Annotated in this window: 7 protein-coding genes; 3 read left to right on the top strand and 4 right to left on the bottom strand. The window is 35.9% G+C overall.

The features are described 5' to 3' along the window. The first annotated feature begins 32 nt into the window (after nucleotides 1-32). Entirely contained in the window at nucleotides 33-932 is a 900-nt protein-coding gene (gene prmC, locus RMO83_RS13015; protein WP_310560133.1) for a peptide chain release factor N(5)-glutamine methyltransferase, read from the top strand. 91 nt (nucleotides 933-1023) lie between these two features. Next, nucleotides 1024-1386, top strand: coding sequence for a four helix bundle protein (locus tag RMO83_RS13010; RefSeq protein ID WP_310560132.1), 363 nt, complete (start codon nucleotides 1024-1026; stop codon nucleotides 1384-1386). Between the two features lie 65 nt (nucleotides 1387-1451). On the opposite strand, the gene RMO83_RS13005 is transcribed toward RMO83_RS13010, so the two are convergent. Then, nucleotides 1452-2693: an ABC transporter permease gene (locus RMO83_RS13005; RefSeq protein WP_310560131.1), complete on the bottom strand. Its 1242-nt coding sequence runs from the start codon at nucleotides 2691-2693 to the stop codon at nucleotides 1452-1454. A 181-nt stretch (nucleotides 2694-2874) separates the two neighbouring features. On the opposite strand from RMO83_RS13005, the gene hisS reads away from it, so the two are divergent. Beyond that, entirely contained in the window at nucleotides 2875-4245 is a 1371-nt protein-coding gene (gene hisS / locus RMO83_RS13000; protein WP_310560130.1) for a histidine--tRNA ligase, read from the top strand. A gap of 123 nt (nucleotides 4246-4368) precedes the next feature. Here hisS and RMO83_RS12995 read toward each other — a convergent pair whose 3' ends face one another. From RMO83_RS12995 to RMO83_RS12985, 3 genes are all read right to left on the bottom strand, one after another. Continuing rightward, nucleotides 4369-4569, bottom strand: a complete 201-nt coding sequence (locus RMO83_RS12995; protein ID WP_310560129.1) for a hypothetical protein — start codon at nucleotides 4567-4569, stop codon at nucleotides 4369-4371. Nucleotides 4570-4716: 147 nt separating this feature from the next. Further along, entirely contained in the window at nucleotides 4717-11058 is a 6342-nt protein-coding gene (locus tag RMO83_RS12990) for a choice-of-anchor D domain-containing protein (protein WP_310560128.1), read from the bottom strand. A gap of 641 nt (nucleotides 11059-11699) precedes the next feature. Next, a complete protein-coding gene (locus tag RMO83_RS12985) occupies nucleotides 11700-18611 on the bottom strand; it encodes a reprolysin-like metallopeptidase (RefSeq protein ID WP_310560127.1) in 6912 nt (2303 codons plus the stop codon). Nucleotides 18612-18828 lie beyond the last annotated feature (217 nt).

Genomic DNA, 18828 nt, shown 5'->3' with positions numbered 1-18828 from the left:
CCCGAAGGGGGAATAAAAAAAGATAATTATAAATGAAAATAAAAGAATACAGAACTCTATTCATTCAAGAGCTATCACCAATATATGATATTGACGAAGCGGAAAGTTTTTTCTATTTGATTTTGCAAGAAAAGCAAAAACTGAAAAGAATTGATTTGGCACTGAATCCTGATTTGACTTTTTCGAATGATGAAATCCTAATTTGGAATTCGATTTTAGAACAACTTAAAAAAGAAATACCTATTCAATATTTATTAGGTAAAACCTGTTTTTATGGTTTGGAATTTGAAGTCAATCAGAATGTTTTGATTCCAAGACCTGAAACCGAAGAATTGGTGGAATGGATTATTCAAAGTTCGAAGTACGAAGTTGGAAGTTGGAAGTTGGAAGAAAGAAGTATTACAATTCTGGATATAGGAACGGGCAGTGGCTGCATCGCTATTTCATTGGCAAAAAATATTCCTAATGCACGGATTTTTGCTATTGATGTTTCGGACGGAGCATTAGCAACAGCCCAGAAAAATGCTAAATCAAATAAAGTTGAAATACATTTTATAAAAACCGATATTTTAAAAATTAATGATTTAAAAAAACTTCCAACTTCCCACTTCCACCTTCCCGCTTGTTTTGATATCATCGTTTCAAATCCGCCTTATGTTCGAGAGTTGGAAAAAGTGGAAATCAAGAAAAATGTTTTGGATAATGAACCTCATTTGGCACTTTTTGTAGAAGATGATGATGCCCTGATTTTTTATAGAAAAATAGTCGCATTAGCTCAGAAAAACTTATCTCCAAATGGACAATTATTTTTTGAAATCAATCAGTATTTAGGAAAAGAAATGATTGATTTACTCGAAAAAATGGGATTTAAAAACGTTGAATTGAGGGAAGATATTTATGGAAATGATAGAATGATTCGAGGTACGAGGTGAGAAGTACGAGGTGAGAAGTACGAGGTACGAAATGAGAAGTTAGAAGTACGAAGTGAGAGTTACAAAGTTAGAAATTTTAAAAAATTTATTTATGATAGATATGAAAGCAAGAACGAAGCAATTTACTATTAATAGTTCTTATTTATGTAACAAATTACCAACTACTAGAGAATTTAATGCTTATGTAAATCAACTTATAAGATGTTCGAGTTCTGTAGGTGCCAACTATAGAGCATCGCAAAGAGCAAAATCGACGGCGGATTTCATTAACAAGTTAAAAATTGTTGAAGAAGAAGCAGATGAAAGTAGTTTTTTTCTTGAAATAATTCTTGAAATTAATAAAAACCAAGATTTAAAATTTGAAATTGAAAAACTTCTAAAAGAGTCAAATGAAATCCTCGCAATTGTTGAAGCGTCATTAAAAACAGCTAAAAATAATCTAAATAAAAAATAAATTTAATTATTTTTCACTTCGTATTTTTCACCTCGTAACTCTAACTTCTAATCTCGTACTTTCCATTATTCGTATCTCAACGCCTCAATTGGATCGAGTTTAGACGCTTTAATAGCAGGATACAATCCAGAAACTATGGCGACAGCAAAACTAGTAATAAAGGCTGCAATAATTGCTCCCCAAGGAATTACGAAGACAAAATTTATCGCGGACGCAATGCCATAACCTATCAAAATTCCGAAAATTATGCCCACTAAACCGCCCATTTGACCAATAAGTAAAGTCTCTATAAAAAATTGAAAAGCGATGGTGCTCTTTTTGGCTCCCAATGCTTTTCGAACACCAATTTCTCGGGTGCGTTCAGTAACCGAAACGACCATAATATTCATCAAGGCTATAGAGGAACCCAAAATAGTGATAATACCAATTAGCCACGAGGCTAGTCCTAAATATTGCGTAATACTTAATATTCTGTTGATGAGATCGTCACTTCTGACAATAGCAAAATCGTTGTCTTGAACAGGGTTTAGTTTTCGGACTCTTCGCATTGTGCTATTGGCATTGTCGATGGCTTCGTCCAGCAAATCTTTTTTAGCCACCATTACGCTAAGCGTGTAGTTGATATTGGGTGCAGTAAACAAGGAACGAGCCACTTGAATGGGGATTAAAACTCTCAAATCTTGGCTGTTGCCGAAGGTGGAACCTTTTTCTTTTAATACGCCAATAACTTTAAATTTGGCTCCACGAATTGAAATTATTTTGTCTATTGGGTTGACGTCTTTTAGTAATCCTTTTTCGAAATCGGAACCGACGATACAAGAATAGGTGTTGTTTTGAATGTCGAATCCAGTGAAATTTCTACCTGAACTTGTTTCTAAACCCGAATTGACCATAAAATATTCATCAACTCCTACAATTATATTTTCGGGATCTGTTTTGTTGGATTCAAATTTTATTTCTGCGGTTGAAGTTGCTGTAAATGAAATAGATGTTTCAGTCAACGGATAACTATATTTATTTTTGAAAGCCACCGCTTCGGGATACGAAATGATAGGATTGATTATTTCTCTTTCGTCGCCACCACGTCTTCTCGAAGTATTTTCGTATTGATTGATATTGAAAGTATTAGCGCCCATCGAAGCAAAATCCGAAGAAATAGTGTTTTCTAAAGCCGAAACTACGGTTAAAATCCCTACCAGCGCGGTTATTCCAATAGCAATTATCAATACAGTAAGTATGGTGCGTAACAATTGGGTTTTAATAGAGCCAAAAGCAATTCGGACGTTTTCTCGGAATAATTTAAACATAGTGCTTATTTGACACGAAATTACAATTTTTGTTACAAGTTCGCTTTAGAAGACGTAATATTTATTTTAAAATCAAGATATTTGCAATCTGAAGCAGGAAGATGGAAGCAGGAAGCTCGAAGTTTAATACTTCCAGCTTCTAACTCCCAGCTTCTAACTCCTAAACTTCTAACTTTAAATAATGGCTCAAAAACCTAGTATTCCAAAAGGAACCAGAGATTTTTCACCCGCTGAGGTGGCAAAACGTCACTATATTATATCTGTTATAAAAAGCAATTTCGAGAAATTTGGTTTCCAACCCATAGAAACGCCTTCGTTCGAAAATTCCGAAACTTTGATCGGAAAATACGGGGAAGAAGGAGATCGATTGATTTTTAAGATTTTGAACTCGGGAGATTTTTTGGATAAAATTTCTGGTGAAGAACTACAAATCATAAACGCTAAACAATTAACTGGTAAAATCTCCGAGAAAGCTTTGCGCTACGATTTAACCGTTCCTTTTGCACGATATGTAGTGCAACACCAAAGCGAGATTGAATTTCCATTCAAACGGTACCAAATTCAACCTGTTTGGCGAGCAGATCGTCCTCAGAAAGGTCGTTTCAGAGAATTTTTTCAATGTGATGCTGATGTTGTGGGTTCGAAATCGTTGTGGCAAGAAGTTGAATTGGTGCAATTGTACGATTCGGTTTTTACGCAGTTGGGTTTGCAAGGTGTGACGATAAAAATCAATAACCGAAAAATCCTTTCGGGAATTGCTGAGGTTATTGGCGCAAAAGATAAATTAATCGATTTTACTGTTGCTTTAGATAAACTTGACAAAATAGGAGAGGACGGTGTAAAAAAAGAGATGATTGAAAAAGGAATTTTGGAATCTGCAATCGAAAAAGTGCAACCATTATTTAATTTCACTGGAACCATTTCAGAGAAAATAGAAAAACTTTCTTTTTTATTAGCGGAATCCACAGAAGGAATGAGAGGTGTGGAGGAGTTGCGATTTATTTGTGATAAAGTAACTAATTTGGGTTTGACTCAAGCTATTTTAGATTTAGATGTTACTCTAGCTCGTGGATTGAATTATTATACAGGAGCTATTTTTGAAGTGGCTGCACCAAAAACCGTTTCGATGGGTTCTATTGGTGGTGGAGGAAGATACGATGATTTGACTGGTATTTTCGGATTGAAAGATATGAGTGGCGTCGGGATTTCTTTTGGCTTAGACCGAATTTATTTAGTTCTCGAAGAATTGAATTTATTTCCAGAAACGGTGACTTCAACATCAAAAGCTTTATTTATTAATTACGGTGAAAAAGAAGCGTTTTATTCTATGCAAGCCATCACGAAATTGCGCAATATTGGTATAAAAGTGGAATTGTATCCAGATAATGTGAAGGTGGGAAAACAGTTTCAGCACGCTGATAAACGCGGAATTCCGTTTGCGGTAATCGTTGGAGAATCTGAAATGAATGTAGGCAAATTTGCTCTGAAAAATTTAATATCTGGCGAACAGGTTTTAGTTGATTTTGAAGCTTTAAAAAAAGCGCTTTTGTAAGTTATAATATTAACTATTAAAAAAAAGGTAGTTTTTTGGGTGTGCAAATTTATATAATTTCAAATAGGATATAAACGAAAAATGTCTCGAGATTATCGAGACATTTTTTTTGTGATTTGTGATTTAGGCTTTCTTAGCACAACAACTTTTGCTTGTTTTTGCACATTTTGCTTTTTCTTCTGTTGTACAAGTTTTTTCTTCTTTTGCACCTTTCTTCACAGTAGTCTCTTTTTTTGTTGCTTCTTTTTTTGCAGGTTTTGCTTCCTGAGCGCTAACACTAATAGTGAAAAGAGCAATGACTAAAACAGTAAATAATTTTTTCATTGTTATAGGTTTATTGTTAATGAATCGTGATTATATTAAATATCAAGAACAAATGTAATAAAAAAAGCTTCTCTAAAACATCACACAAGTTAACTTTTCCTTAAAATATTTACTTTTTGATTTCGTTTCTCCTCTCAAACAGCCTGTCTATTTAACGATTAATTTTTTGCTTAGTTCTCCCGTCGTCGTTTTTAATTTTACTACATAAACCCCAGAACTTATACTTTTTATTGGTATTTGAATGTTTTGTTGGTCTTGGTTTTCAATTTTCCAATTAGCGATAGCTTGACCGTTTATACTAAATAATGTAACTTTTGAAATTGAAATATCTGAAATCGTATTCTTAATAATAATGGTGTTGCTATTTTGAATATGAGCAATCTTTATCTCGTTAGCATTAGTTTTATTTTCCTCAATACCCAATAATGATGCTGAATTGTCTTTGAATCGCAATGAAAAACGTGTGTTGTTTACTCCAGCAGGCAAATTAACTTCAAAAGTATTTTTTTGAATTTCGGTTGATATTTTGGTCACATCATCATATAAATATATTTTTTGTTCCGGTTCAAAGTTCTCGAGTGCATCTATTGTAAATGATACTTTTCCTTCCGCATCCGTTTTCACGCCAATAGGATAGGAATTGTCTTCATTAAAATAACCTTCTCCTTGAATCACCAATTCGTTTTCACCATTTAGAAAATACATATCATTGGGTGTTTCATCTAGGTTAAAAGCATCATAACCAGAATCCATTTCGCTACTGGCTTTTTCGTTCATAAAGCCCAAAAGAATTTGGCGATGGTACTGATTACTGGTACTGAATCCTAAACGAATTTTTTTATATCTATAATTTGGAAGTTCATCATTTGAATTATCGTGCCAATGATCTGTTTTGTGACGCTTTGATTCAGGACGATTTTTGAACATACTATTAGAGTTGCTATCAGTTTCTTTTAAGAAGGCTCTTTGATTATTAAAGATTACGGTTCCTCCTGTTGCACTTCCATTTACAAAAAATCCTTGTCCTACAGGAATATATTGTTTTGGGTCTCCTTTTGAAGAGCTTCCAAGATTACTAATGTTTAATTCGATAGAGCTAGCTATACCGCCAGAAGCAATACCACCTACTAAATTTAATGTACCATAACCTCCTTGATAATCTCGTAAAACGTGTGTATTGTTAGTCGAGTAATGTTCCCAGAAATATATTGTACCATCAGTTGAGGTTAAATTGTCATTAATAAAAGCATCAGCATCTAATGCAGATGGATAAGGATTTCCGGTTAATAATAATTGGTCTGACAAAACAGTATTAGAGTTTATTGCACCATTATTAGGTTTACCTGTAAAAATATAATTTTGCGTTCCTGCTACACCACTACCTTTCATGGTGAACCCTTGTCCCACTCGAATTGGGGTTGTCTCTGTTATTTTGTTCCAGTTTGCATAAGCATTGGCTTTATCATCAAAAGTATATAGCCAATTTTTGGCGATACTCATAGGGGTTGATACACTACCTGCAATACCATCATAGCCAGCAATCCAGTTAATTTCTCTTGGGGTAGTATTAAATCCATCTTTCATGACACCAGCAAGAGTATAATTATTGTTATTTGAAAAATTATTTATTGGACTCACTGGTGAACACCAATAGTTGTAGTTGTATTTATTTGCTTGTCCTTGTTGCTCGCGTTCTATTGAGCCATTACTGGTTACATCTAAATCACAGTCTTTTGTTTGAACTAATTGAGACAAACCGACAAGGTCTATTTTTCCATCAAGTTTTAAATAATTTGAAATCTGGATTTTTGTATCATTGAAAGCGCTTAAGGTATTACTTTTTACCATTAGTCCTAATACTGATTTGTTTCCAGTTGAAGTTACATTGTGAGAAGTCTCGACAATATTCCAATCTACATTTATTAAATTGTCTGAAAGTGAAACACTATTAGGTAAATCTTGAACACTAGAGTTCAGCCAAGTAGAAGGTGTTTGCCAAGGGCCATCGTTGGCTGTTTTATATGGCAGAGGAGCCGTTTGGTAGTCAACAGTGGTTAGGTTTCTCAATGCAGCAGTATAACGATTGTTTGAAGCATCTTGAGCATTTGTAAAAGTGTAAGTTGACATTGGATAGTAGGCACTCAAATTTGACCAAGGGATAATACTAATGTCATTAAGGGTAATGGTATTAGGCATTGTTTTTCCATTAGTTGCTAAACCGTTGCTTAGTATTTCTTGATTCATTACATAGCGCAATTGTTTTTCTGACAAGGCTACTTTCCAAACACGAACCTCATCTATATTTCCATTGAAAAAAGAGGTTGTATTTGCTGCAATTCCATCTGCGGCAGCAATTAAGAACGATAGTGTTGGATTTGCAGGAACGTTTAATAATGCTACACTTGCATCTTCGACACCATCAATATACAATCTTGCGGTTGCTCCATCATAAGTAACCCCTACGTTATGCCAGATTCCTTGCGGAAGCACCATCGTTGATGTGATAGATTGCTTTGCGCCATTAATCCAACTCATTTCTACTTTACCTACACTGTTGATGCTTAAATCATATCCAGCGGTAAAATCCTTGTCTCTCTTAGAAAGTATGGTTTTGTTGATGGCACTACTTTTCACCCAAGCAGAAACGGTGAATGATGTATTTAAATCCAATACTTTTCCAGAGTCGAGGTAATCATTAATTCCATCAAAATTTATACATCTTTCGTATATTTTTTCAGGAGCATATCCAAAAGTAATATATTTTGTGCCGTCAAAATCAAAATCAGTTTCAAGTTTTGAACCATTTACTCGCATAATGCGGTATTCTGATGTTGGATTAAAAACGGGACTATCGGATATAAACATTAAAAAATCTCCAGGAGGGGTTATTGTTGACGTAAGCAATGTTGAAGGAACAGAAACCTTAACCGAAGGAATATTGCCTCCAGTTTCTACGACTTTCCAAGTTCTTCTAATAGAAATAAAATTGACGACACTTGTTAATGATGGTGCAATACCAGAACTCATATTCACCACAACTTCTGGCTTTGCAAGTAATGAGCCATTATCACTACCCCAAACTAAAAAGTTTTTATCACTCACAAATGTGTTTGGGTTGTCGGAGTTTTTATCGTAGATGTCTCCTAAACCTATCGTAATATCATCTTTAGTGTTTTCTGTTTTGGATTGTTTTTGATATAATTGAGAAGCATCGTCACGACCTATTCCCGCTATATTATAATTGAACCCTGAACCAGCTGCATAGATAGAACTTCCAGTATTTGTTGAAGCAGAACTATAATAATCTAAACTCGATCCGTTTACTCCTAGCGTAATTCCATATTTTATAGCCAAATAAGATTCTATTCGTCTGCGGTCTGTAAGTGAATTTGCAAGGCTGTAATTAATTATTTCAAGAATATCACCGTCATAACTTGGACCAAATGTTTCGCTAGCACCCAACCAATATCTTGAGTTTACAATATTCTTATAAGTAGCGGTATTTACTTCAATGGTTGCTAAAGCACCAGTTCCATTATTGAGTGTTCCCCCATTATTGAAAATACTCATTCTTGTACCGTTGTTTCTTGGGTTGAATATATTTACACCAGTGTATGATTTTGTAGTGCTTATTTCCCCAACCCCGTAAGCAGTAAATGCAGCTTGATTGTATGCAATGATTTCATTGCTATATCGACTAGATGTATTGCCCATTTCAAAACCAGTTACATCTTGGTTGTTTTTGTTTGATGTAATGTCGTCACCACAGTAGGTATCCATAGGACTGGTAAGGTAATTTACTGTTTTTGTTGGTTTTACAACAATAAACATATCTAGATTGTTAAATCCCTGACCGCCCGCCATTGCATTGGCTCCGTTAAACTGAACAACAGGATTAAAATTAACATTATTAGTAGTATTGTTGAAGAATTTTGGCTCTTTTCCTAATTTTGCGATAGCATTTTTTGTACTTCCGGTCGTTCTGTCTTGCCAGTTGGTTATATCTGTATTGTCTGCGGTGCTTCCAATATTACTGTCTGCTTTTATCCAATATTTAAGGTTTGAGGTCACGCCACCTGGCGCAACTGTGAGCGCAACTGGGTTTTTAATTTCTGCTGAAACAGCAAAATCATATGAGGTTTCAAGTGGTAGAGCAGTCTCAGTGTTTGTTACAGTAATAGTCGCAGTTTTAATTCCGACAGCTGTGGTTGGTGTAAATGTAACAACAAAACTGGTTATTCCTCCTGAGCCTAGAGAGCTTGTTAGTACTGGGCTAGCTGTGAAAAACGAAGCATTTGGGCCAGTTATACTTACAGTAGTTGTTATGCCTAATGAACTAGTACCATAATTCAAAATATGGTACGGAATTGCTATTTTTGTTGTTGTATCGGTACTACCAAAATCAGTTTGGTCTAAAGCACTAGGAGTTGTATCTCCATCTGCGATAGTGACATCATTTCCCTGAATGTCAATTTCACTTCCTGATACGGTTGTTTTTCCTGAAATAACAAAATCATATAGGCTTTCATCTGAATCATCATTTGCAATACTTATTATTGCTAGAAAGTTTCCTGTTACCGCAGAATTAAAGGTAACTTGAAATGTAGTGTTTCCGCCTGCAGCGATTGTAGTGCTAGGCTGTGCAGTAACAGTAAAAACTGCATCTCCCGTTATAACAACTTTAGGGGTTCCTGTAAGAGTTAAGATTCCAGTTCCAGTATTCTGGATTGTGATAGTTTTCACAATGGGTGTTCCTACAGGTGTACTACCAAAATCAGTACCATAAACAACTCCAGTTGTTGAAACTCCTGATGAAGCTCCATCAGGTATGTCATTGGTTACTCTCAAATTAATTTCTGGCGAAACCCCTGCAAGACCTGTACCAGCAATATTAAAATTAAACGGATTTTCATCAGAGTCATTATTAGTAAACGAAATGTTAGCTGTGCGATTACCAGTGGAAGTAGGAGTAAATGATATTGAAAAAGTTGCTGAGGATTGAGCAGGTATTGACGGAGGAAGAGCGCCTCCTACTATTACAAATTCGGAAGCATTTGCCCCAGTTATTGTTGCGGTTCCTACTGTCAATGGAGCACCTCCTAAATTGTTTATAGTGTAGGTTTTAACTAAGGGTATTTGTAGGTTCGTTCCTCCTAGATCAGTATCATCAGTACTGCTTGGTGTGGTTTCTCCATCGGCAATATTGATACCATTTCCAGAAACCGCAATTTCTGCGGTGTTAATTGTTGCCACAACCTCAACTCTGGGGCTTGAGGTACATGCACCATTTGTAGCTTCTACATAATAAGATGTTGTAGCGGAAATAGATGGAGTTGTATAATTGGTATTGGTTATCAAAAGAGTTCCTCCAATAGCACTGTCATACCATTTAACGCTACCTGCCGAAGACGCAGCAATTAAACTAACAGTTCCTGTTCCTGTTCTGCTGTTAGGTGTTGTACTTGTTATGGTAGGAGTTGCTCCTACGTTTGCCACTACCACATTATTAGTTGCTATAACATTTCCGCAGGTTAAGGACGCAATATTGGTGATTGTAATAGTAGTATTTCCTGCATTTGATAAAACAGTTGTATTAAAAGTGCCAGTTCCAGCTGTAGAAACTGTCATTTGAGCAGTATTTGAAGCAGCGATATTCGCTCCTGATAAAGTGTAAGTAACGGTGTAAGTTCCAACTGGCAAACCGGTTGCAGTACCTTTAGCAGTTACAGTTGCTGCAAAAGTTGTACACGCTGGCAATACGGTAGGAGTAGCATTTAGACTATATGCAGGACATGCCCAACTTACAACCACTTGACCACTAGCCCCGAATCCGCCAGATTTGTTTTTGGTACTACTTCGTACAGCTCCAGCCCCTCCACCACCGGGAGTCAATCCATTCGCACCGTTCCCGTTTATAGTAGAACCAACAGCTCCGTTTCCACCACCAGTAGGCGCAACTCCTCCGTTTATTCCGATGGGGGCATTTCCATTCGCATTTCTTCCCGCACTAGAGCCACCAGCACCACTACTCGAAGGGGTTCCAGAGGTTCCTTTACCTCCAGCACCGCCATAATAACTAAAAGGAGCAGTAAAACCAATATTTCCTGAAGATGACGCTGAGGCTCCATTTGCAGATGTATTACTTGTATTTCCCAAATTCCCACCATTTCCTCCAATAGCAAAAATAGTTGCAGCTGATCCAAACCAAGAGGCATTTCCTGTGCCTCCATTGGTTGCGCCTCCTGTGCCACCTGCACCAACGGTTACGGTATAAGTTGATCCAGGAGTTACAGACATAGCAACTTTTTTCACATATCCACCTCCAGCGCCTCCACCTCCAGCAGAATTATTTGCAGTTGCACCACCTCCAGCACCTCCAGCACCCCATACTTCGATGTCGATACTGATTATTCCCGTTGGAACTGTGAAAGTATAAGTGCCAGCGGTATTGTATGTTTGTGAAGATTGAGCCAACCCTACAAGGCTCATTAATAAAAAAATTAGGGTAAGAAACGATTTTGTAAGTAATGTAATTTTTTTCATGTCTTTAAAGGTAAAAGGATGAATAACTGCTTTTTAAAGATTTTAGAATTTCAAATGGAACATCGAATAGCAAAATTTTATCTTTTTAAAATTTTTTATGTTCTGATTTGTTTTCTGACATTTCAAATGTAAAAAATTTTATTAAAAAAAAATAATTTTTAACCGACTAAATACATAATTTATCGATAAAATACACAAATTTATGATTTTTATAAGAAAAAAAATACGATATGTTGCTGCTTTGAAGCAGTAAAACATATCGTATTACGTAATAAATTATAAAACATTCTACATAATCTTTTTGGGGAAAGAATAAATGAAAATGGAAGTAGAATGATATTTGGAGTAACTATAAGACAAATGAATTCAGAAATCACTAATTGTAAAAATCAGATAATTTGTCAAAAATATTTTTCATTTCTTTTATATGCAGTTTTATTTACACAAAGTTTAGAGTTGATGAAATAAATAACATCTTCTGCGACTTGGTTAAGATTGGTTCAAAACTATAATTGATAATTTCTTGTTAAGAGATTATAATTTTATTTTAATAAATTATGTCAAACTTTATACAACATCTATATGGTTTAAATTGCAATTTTCTTTTTAACTACCTTAAGTTCAACAGATGTGATTTGAATTATTAAAACCTGTTTGGCATATTTAGAACTTTCAATACTAGTTTCAATGTCATTTACATTTGCTTTTTCGAATAGTAGTCGACCTCTGATATCGTAAAGTTTAACATTGTCAATAGAGGTTCCTTTAGATTTAATATTGATTATTCCATTTTTATTGGAAACTGCTAAACTATTTTCGTCAAAAGTAGGTTTATTAATTCCCAATGTTTTTTGATATTTCAACAAAAATCGTGAGTTGTCAAGGCCCGCCAAAGCAGAGAATGTATACCCATCAGTTTTTAAATTAGTCTCTTTTCCTGTGATGTTGTCTTTTAAAATGATTTCTTGACTACCAGAAAACAAACCATCAACGTGGTCTATAGCTATTGTATAATTTCCGGAGTTTGTAGCTTTGAAACTCAATGGCACTTCATCTGTTCCATCGAATGGTAAGGCACGACTTTGAATTACATAATCGGTATTGTCAAGAAATGAATTTAATGCAATAGCCCCATCATTATAATATTTTCCGTCGAAATCATCTACACCCTGCGTCGCATCAGTAGCATAACTAACAGCCATTTGTGAAAAATTGCCAGTTGTACTTGTTGCGTTTAACCAAATAGTATTTCTTTCGATTGCTTTGGTTTTGAAAAATTGATTTGCATTATTTGCAATTCTCTGTCCATTATTGAATGTTACTGTTGTGGCAGAGTTCAATGCTTCAACAAAAAATCCTTGTCCAGTTTGAATAATCCCATTTGGATTTACTACTTGGGGTTCTCCATTGGAAGTGAATATTCCATTAAGCCAAGTGCAATACGTGGGATTCGTTAAGCCATTAGTTTTTCTCCAAAAATATAACGTTCCAGTAATTTTTGTGCTATTGTCCGCTACAAACTGAGTCATACTAATTGGTGAAGGGTATGGGTTCCCAATCAAATTAAAACGTTTTCCAGCACCAAGATTTGTCATCGTAATAGGAATTATTCCATTATTCGGAACGCCTGTAAATATTCCTGGATAATTTTCTCTAATTGTTGAAGAAGCATCATTTGGCATTCTTATTAAATAGCCTTTTCCTAAACTAAAATTAGTTGTCGATGGATTTGCAATTGTAGTAAAAAAATTAGTCGGGGTATCATAGAAATAAAATCTATTGGTACTGGTATTAGGTGAAAAAGATTGTAAAAACTGACTTGTGTTATTTGTAACCGGGGAAGACCATAAAGTATAATCAAGTCGCAATAAAGGCGAACCGTTTCGTTTTACAATAATATTTCCAGAATTTGCAACATTCGATGTTTGGATTAAATTGGCATTATTATTCAAGGTAAAACTACCAGAACTTACGGTCAATGCACCATTCAAAGTCACATTATATCCAGACGGAATGCTTACAATTGCGTTGTTATTTATCGTTAAAGTACAAGCAGTAATGTTTGTTGCTACGCTATAATTACCTGAAATAATTGCTGAGGTAATGCTTGTTGGAACTCCGTTGCTCCAAATGCTGCCATTCCAAGTAGTTGTTCCGCTAGAAATGACTGCTGACCCGCTATTGCTGACACTTGAGCAACCTTCAGCGCTATATACAGAGACTAATGAATAAGTTGTTGTAACGGTTGGCGATACTACAATTGATGAGCCGCTGGTGTAGTTATTTATTGTAAAATTACTAGTTCCATTGGTGTAAACTACTGTGTACGGAGCAACACCTCCAGCAATTATAACTAGCAAATTAGCGTTAGTTCCTGCACAAGTTGTTGAAGTTCCAGAAATAACGGCAGACATCGAATTATTTATAATCACATTTTGATTAGCAGTTACTGATTGTCCGTTTCCATCATTAAAAGTCCAAGTCACCACAGTAGTTCCTTGAGTAGTTATTGGAAAAAGGGTTGCAGTTGTTCCGGTAATTGTTCCAACACAAGCATCGGTAGTTGTTGGCGCAACAGGAGTCGCAGAACATTGAGCCGTTACATCCGCTAATGTTGGAATAGTTGGAGCAATAGTATCATCAATAATTACATTTTGATTAGCAGTCACTGATTGTCCGTTTCCATCATTGAAAGTCCAAGTTACCACTGTTGTTCCTTGAGTAGTGATTGGAAAAACCGTTTCAGTTGTTCCGGTAATTGTTCCTGCACAAGCATCGGTAGTTGTTGGCGCAACAGGAGTCGCAGAACATTGAGCCGTTACATCCGCTAATGTTGGAATAGGTGGAGCAATAGTATCATCAATAATTACATTTTGATTAGCAGTCACTGATTGTCCGTTTCCATCATTAAAAGTCCAAGTTACCACTGTTGTTCCTTGAGTAGTTATTGGAAAAACTGTTGCAGTTGTTCCTGTAATTGTTCCTGCACAAGCATCGGTAGTTGTTGGAGCAACAGGAGTCGCGGCACATTGAGCCGTTACATTGTCTAATGTTGGAATAGCAGGAGCAATAGTATCGTCAATAATTACATTTTGATTAGCAGTTACCGATTGTCCGTTTCCATCGTTGAAAGTCCAAGTTACAACTGTTGTTCCTTGAGTAGTGATTGGGAAAACAGTTGCAGTTGTTCCGGTAATTGTTCCTGCACAAGCATCGGTAGTTGTTGGCGCAACAGGAGTCGCAGCACATTGAGCCGTTACATTGGCTAATGTTGGAATAGCAGGAGCAATAGTATCATCAATAATTACATTTTGATTAGCAGTTACAAATTGCGCATTGCCATAATTGAAAGTCCAAGTTACAACAGTTGTTCCTTGGGTAGTTATTGGAAATGCTGTTAAGGTTGTTCCCGTAATTATTCCTGAACACGCATTGGTCGTTGGCGCAATAGGAGTTGCAGCACATTGTGCAGTTACATTGGCCAATATTGGAATAACAGGAGCGATACTTTCATCAATAATTACATTTTGATTAGCAGTTACCGATTGTCCGTTTCCATCATTAAAAGTCCAAGTCACCACTGTTGTTCCTTGAGTAGTTATAGGAAAAACGGTTGCAGTTGTTCCGGTAATTGTTCCTGCACATGCATCAGTAGTTGTTGGAGCAACAGGAGTCGCAGAACATTGAGCCGTTACATTGGATAATGTTGGAATAGTAGGAGCAATAGTATCGTCAATAATTACATTTTGATTAGCAGTTACAGATTGTCCGTTTCCATCATTGAAAGTCCAAGTTACCGCAGTAGTTCCTTGAGTAGTGATTGGAAAAACCGTTGCAGTTGTTCCAGTAATTGTTCCTTTACAAGCATCGGTAGTTGTTGGCGCAATAGGAGTTGCAGAACATTGAGCCGTTACATTGGCTAATGTTGGAATAGTAGGAGCAATAGTATCGTCAATAATTACATTTTGATTAGCAGTTACCGATTGTCCGTTTCCATCATTGAAAGTCCAAGTTACCACAGTAGTTCCTTGAGTAGTGATTGGGAACACTGTTGCAGTTGTTCCGGTAATTGTTCCATAACAAGTGCTGGTTGCAGTTGGGGCAGCAGGTGTTGCAGCACATTGTGAATTTACGGCTGTCAAACTAGCTGCGTTGGGAATCGGAGCTCCACAAACATTAATATTAAAGGTTTGACCTCCTAACAGAGCTAAATTAATCCCATTAATTGAAAATTTAAAAGTATCAGAAGTTGAACTGCCACCATTATTGGTGTAGCTTAACAAATTAGTGTTGATGTCAGCTTGGGTAAAAGTACCACCTACGACTACCGCGACATTATTTAATTTCAATGTTCCATTTATTGGCAGTTGAGTAATGGTATAAATTAACTGTGATGTTGTTGCAGTGGGTTGTGTTGCTGCTAATTTAGCCTGAGAAATAGTAGCAGTTGCTCCTTGTGAAAGCGCTAATGCATTGTTTGAAACAGCAATGTTGTTGACTATTTGAAGTTTTCCGCAAATGATAACCGAAAAATTAGTAAATGTTCCTCCTGATGTTGCTGAAACTCTATCGGTTGCCAATAATGTCCATGTACCAAGCGAGCTGGAACCATTAAATTTAGATAAGGATTGACTGGCTTGTTTTATACCTGAAAGGGTAACTGAACATGGAACAGGCAGCGCAGATCCGCTATCATCAAAAGTAACATCAAAGTTAGCTGCACTACAATCCCTATTATAAATTTCAGCAAAAATTCCAGTCGGTCCACTAAATTGCATTTTAAGATCACTTAGGGCGGCGTGAGTACCCTTCATATAGAAATTTACATCACTTATAACAATATTGTCTGGAATATTGATTTTTGCACTAACTGCATTATTAGAACCAATCTCCCAAACTGCATCTGGTTCAAAAGTAGCGTTGGAATAGGTTTTACATAAATCACTAGCGATTTGAAATACATATACCTCAGAAAAAGAGCCAGTTGTACAGGAATTTATGGGTTTAACTCTCCAATAATTTACAGTTCCTTGTGCTAATAAGGTGGTTTGATAGGAAGTTCCAGTTACAGTAGCCGATTCGGTTATAGTTGCAAAAGTTGGGCTAGTAGAAATTTGGACTAAGTAGGAGGAAGCACTTGCCAAAGGATTCCATTGTAGCAAAGAAGAAGTTTGTTGATTTGTTGCTCCATTCGAAGGGCTCGTGAGCGTTACGTTTCCAATTGTACTATCAAAAACATTTAACAAAACTGGAAAATCAATATTTGCCGTTGTCGAAGTTCCTTTTATGGTTATTGGATAATTTCCAGCAGCAACTCCACTTGTATTTGAGACGGTCATAGTAAATGGCCCTGAAGTACTTCTAGTTGTTGGAGAGAAAGTTATGGTTGATCCTATTGGAGCGCCAACTGCACTAAATGTTGTTGTTTCTGAAAAAGTAGGAGCAGTAGTATAATTAATCGTATAAACAGCATTTGTTGGTTTACAAACAGATTGAGTACTTGCCGTTGAAGTCATTTCAAACTTACCGGATTTAATTTCAAAATTTGCATTGGATATATCGAAGAAAATATTAGCAGCGGCTTCTACTTTAATTCTATTTAATTTTCCAACATTATTTGGAACAGTTATGTTGGCTGTTCCATTATTTGCAACTCCTGTCGCTAAAGTTATAGGATAAGTATTACCGCCATCTGTAGATAATTTAATATTCACAGTAGTTGAATAAGTAGCCGTATTTGTACTCGCTACATTCCAAGTTACTGCTTTTGTTTCACCTGCATACCAAATTTCAGTACCAGCGTTTGGTGTGGAAACAAGAAATGGGCCTGCAGTTCCAACAGTTATTGCTACTGCTTTGTAATCAGTTCTTCCGCCTAGCGTGCTATTATCTCTAACAGTTAATCTAAAGTTTAAGGTTCTCGCAACACTCGGTAAAACTTCCCAAGTTGGGGTTGTGTTGCTTATAATTGCTGCTAGATTAGGAAAAGTTCTAGTGGGGTCGCTAGTTGGCATTAAAGATTTAAAAACTGGCCCAACCGTATTTGTTGATGTTGGCGGTTGTACACCGCCGTCGTTGTTATCATATTGTTCCCAAGTGTAAGTCATAGCATCTGCAGTATTGGCATCAGTAGCACTTCCAGTTAAAATAAATGGAGTAGATTTTGGAATAGTACGAGCTGTAATTGCGGCAACTACAGGTGCAGCGTTTCCAGTAGAAGTTCCAGTGACACAAGAGTGCCCACCTATTGCAGTTGTCATTTGTTCAATACTTCTCGCATGAAAATAGGCATCGCTATTATCTTGTACATTAGGTGCGCAAATTCCAGCGTATGCCATGATTGTAGAACCACTTCCTGGTTCGTAATCCTGATCATTTGCAGGATCCTTGGCAGCGCCAAAACAAGCATTATAATAGGTATGTGCTGCACCAAATTGGTGTCCAATTTCATGAGCAACATAATCAATGTCAAATGGATCGAACTGTGGAGTTACAATTCCGGTAACACCGCGTCCCTTAGTTGTAGCTCCACATGGAGCTGGACTTGCCACACCACCACCACCTGTACTAAAAACGTGTCCAATATCATAGGCGCCAACAGTAATTAAACCTGTTATGTTCGATGTGTTTACAGATAACATTCCACTACCATTGTAATTGTCATAAGGGTCTGGGTCTGGTGAAGCATCTTTGTTGAAACCATTGATATATATTAACCTATCATTACTGGCTACAAGTTGAAAAACAACCGATAAATCTCTTCTATATACACTATTGACACGTGTAATCGTGGTGTTCATAGCGGCCAAGACATTTGCAATTGTGTTACCGTAATACAAAGAGTATGCTGATGTACAAGCTAAAGCTAACCTGTAAGTTCTTAGGTTGCCATCTGTAGTTGAGGAAGTTTTTGCATTTGCCGAAGTTTTTGATTTACTCAAAGCTTCGTCCATTACAGCATTACAAACAAAGGCATCGTCTGGATTTCGTGAACAGTCTTTCCTGTCATATACAATGTAGTTGCTTACATCATTTTTAGAAAATGGGTCGATATAGATTGTTTTGTTACCTGTAATAAGCCCAGTAAAACCTGCAGGAGATGTACTAATGTAAATTTTATTTAAAGGGTTCTTATTACTTACTCCGTAATAAGATTGAATTTCAGGGTATTTTGCCTCCAATTCAGGAGCTAAAACACTTGTTTTTTCTATACTAAAAGTTTCCATTGTACCATCTTCAGTAGGGAAGTCCAAAAGCAATGTAGTTGCCAGTTTATTGTTTTGAGATCTTTTAGAAGCTGATTTTAAATTTGTTTGTAGTGATTTAAAATCTAAAGACAAAACTTTATATTTATTTGGAATGTTTTTTTTGTCAATTCTTAATCTCGTTTTTAAAGCTTGAGATTCTTTTTTTACCAACCAATAGTTCATTGATTGTGCAAATAATGATTGACTTAAGATGGTTAGAATAAACACTATCAAAAATGTATTTTTTTTCATATTAGGTGAATTTAAAGTATCAAACGTATAAAATTTATTTATATCAACAAAATAAAATATCGATAAAGTACATATATTACCGATAAAAGGCATATATATATTTATATTTGTAATTATAAAACTACAATAGAGAATAAAATTTTTGTTTTGGATTTTTAATAATAAAAGGATTGATAGTGGTTAACTAACATATGAATAGCAGAAAAAAGAATTTTTT

The sequence above is a fragment of the Flavobacterium sp. genome (assembly GCF_031423415.1).
Taxonomy (GTDB): Bacteria; Bacteroidota; Bacteroidia; order Flavobacteriales; family Flavobacteriaceae; genus Flavobacterium.
Note: the sequence above shows the minus strand (reverse complement) of the source record. Positions and strands in the feature narration are given on the sequence as shown.